Source organism: Dellaglioa sp. CoH-57-MRSF-17, from assembly GCF_056782015.1.
Genome location: NZ_JBXAXY010000073.1, coordinates 1 through 375 on the forward strand (window position 1 = coordinate 1; position 375 = coordinate 375).

A 375-nucleotide genomic window follows, 5' to 3' on the forward strand; every position below is an offset into this window, starting at 1 on the left:
CCGCGATCTAGAGCACAGGGCGCGGGATTTGGCCGAGTCGGAGCGCAGGGCCGGGCTCTCGGTGCAGGATAGTGCGTTGCTAATGCGATACCGTATGGGCTACACCGACCTCACGCTGGTCGATGAGTGTGCAGAGCCCCATGCGGAGCCCACCACAGCCTACCTCGACGAGATGCGTGAAATCTACGAAAAACGTGGATTTTCTACACGTCAGGATCGCGACAGGCTGGGGTATCCCACACTCGTCATCGAGTGGCCGGCACCAGCCGATCCGAGTAGAATCACGCTGAGCATTGAACGTTCGACGTTGAGCGCGGCTCCGCGCCGCAAATGAAGAACCCCGTCAGACGCGAATCTGACGGGGTTTTTGTTTTG

At 59.5% G+C, this 375-nt stretch carries 1 protein-coding gene; it reads left to right on the forward strand.

Features of this window, described 5'->3' with window-relative positions; translation table 11 throughout:
• A partial coding sequence (locus AC1RPJ_RS07925) for a hypothetical protein (protein WP_481762866.1) occupies positions 1-334 on the forward strand: 334 nt, incomplete at its 5' end.
• Positions 335-375: the final 41 nt, after the last annotated feature.